This is a genomic window from Burkholderia sp. Se-20378 (genome assembly GCF_017104665.1).
GTDB classification, from domain to species: domain Bacteria; phylum Pseudomonadota; class Gammaproteobacteria; order Burkholderiales; family Burkholderiaceae; genus Burkholderia; species Burkholderia lata.
Window position 1 is genome coordinate 1 of the sequence record NZ_JAAGPG010000978.1, and the last position, 1,405, is coordinate 1,405.

1 protein-coding gene is annotated in these 1,405 nt (G+C 69.5%); it reads right to left on the reverse strand.

Going from position 1 to position 1,405, the window contains the following annotated elements:
* Positions 1 to 120: 120 nt before the first annotated feature.
* A complete protein-coding gene (locus G3N93_RS39505; protein ID WP_206135470.1) occupies positions 121 to 1,203 on the reverse strand; it encodes a porin in 1,083 nt (360 codons plus the stop codon).
* Between the last annotated feature and the right edge of the window lie 202 nt (positions 1,204 to 1,405).

Genomic DNA, 1,405 nt, shown 5'->3' on the forward strand with positions numbered 1-1,405 from the left:
CACGCGTCGGCGCGGGCGCGCATGACGGGCAGCGTCAACGCGGCGCCGGTCAGGGCGGAAAGGAAATGGCGGCGGTTCATGGTTCTGGACTCCGAAGGTGTCAGGGGGAGGGCGGCGATGTCAGAACGCCTTGCGCAGGCCGAGCGCGACGCCCGCGCTGCCCGAGCGATCGGCGGCGAGCGAGTAGTGCAGGAAGTTGTAGTTGTCGTTGTCGAAGTCGAGCGCGGCGCGATGTGCGTAGCCGCCCGCCAGGTACAGCGTCACCGTCTTGGACACGAAGTAGTTCAACTGCAGCGTGACCTGCTGCGGACTGACGGGGGGCGCCGCCGGTGCTTGGGCATTGGCAGGATTCTGCGCACGGATGTGTTCGTAATAGACCGCGCCGATCACCTGCAGGAAATCGGTGACGGCGTAGCGGACGCCGGCCCACCAGAACGTGAAGTTCGTCACGACCGACGGCGCGGCGATATCGCTGCGCGCGTGCTCGACGCCGGCCAGCAGTTGGGCACGGCCGAGCGGTACGAGCGCGGAAGCGGCGTAGCGGCGGAAATGCGCGAAGCCGCCGGGCTGCGGCGTGTGGACGTCGTCGAACGCCGCGGCGAACGAGAACGCGCTGCCGGCATAGTCGAAGCCCGCGCCGTACGCGGCGTTCGACTGGAACGCGCCCGCCGTGCCGCCGAACGCGTAGTGCGTTTCGAGCGTCAGTGCGCCGAGCTTCGCCAGGTATTTGACGACGTTGTTCTCGCGATAGTTGATGCCGACGATCGCGCCGTCGGGCTCGTACAGCGTCGAATAGGCGCCCGTCGGCGAATAGCGCTCCATGATGTCGAACAGCGTCGTGTACTGGCGGCCGAGCCGCAGTGCGCCCCAGCGGTCGTGCTGCAGGGCGACCCACGCGGAGCGGTCGAAGCCGCCCGAGCCGGCGCCGGTGCCGTTGGCCAGGTTGATGCTGCTCTCGACGCGAAACGCGGCCTGCCAGCCGTCGCCGAGATCCTCGACGCCCTTCAGGCCCCAGCGCGAACCGCTCTTGCCGCCCGACGCCATCCGCACGAGCGACGCCGACGATTTGCCGTCCGGGGCGACCTGCCCGGTGAGAAATTCGGTGTAGACGTCGGCGACGCCATACAGCGTGAGGCTGGTCTGCGCGCAGGCGCCGGCCGATACGAGGCCCAGTCCGCACAATGCGGACATTCGCTTGCCCATGGGGCTGTCTCCTTGTTTGGGGTGGTTGTTCTCGATGTGCGCTGCGCGGATCGACGGGCGCGGCGCTGTCTCGCTATCCGGGGCGGACGGCGAACGGGGCGTGCCGTGCCGGGCCGCTCGGGCGCGTCGTGCGGCGCATGCGGGCGCCGCACGGCAGCGGGATCAGGCGATGGGGCGAGTGCATCGTCGGGTCGCGCGGGTC

Coding starts and splice junctions, on each gene's coding strand:
- G3N93_RS39505 (WP_206135470.1), bottom strand. CDS start 1,203: ATGGGCAAGCGAATGTCCGCATTGTGCGGACTGGGCCTCGTATCGGCC.